At 56.3% G+C, this 252-nt stretch carries 1 protein-coding gene; it reads left to right on the top strand.

All coding sequences use genetic code 11. From position 1 onward, the window contains the following. Window positions 1-252 (top strand): hypothetical protein (locus LI241_RS15680; RefSeq protein ID WP_227151509.1); only part of this gene is annotated, 252 nt, incomplete at both ends.

Below are 252 nucleotides of genomic sequence, written 5' to 3'. Positions count from 1 at the left end.
GAGAGCGGCCAGTTTGCCTCCAATGTGGAGCTTGCAGAAGCGGCAGGCTATGAACGCTCCCTCCTTGCAGAAAAGCTCTGGTATCTGTACCACGATTTCAGCGAGGAAGCCAGAGAAGCAGGATATTTGTCTTGCCTGTCAGAAATCAGAGGCAATGGGTTCCCGGAGGAGACCCGCCGCCTGACGGAGCAGTTGAATGACCCGGCTTTCCGCCAGACACTCAAGGAAGAATACGCCGCCTTCTGGACTGCC

Source organism: Longicatena sp. 210702-DFI.1.196, from assembly GCF_020563125.1.
GTDB classification, from domain to species: Bacteria; Bacillota_I; Bacilli_A; order Erysipelotrichales; family Erysipelotrichaceae; genus Longicatena; species Longicatena caecimuris.
This window is presented reverse-complemented; position numbering and strand designations above follow the sequence as displayed.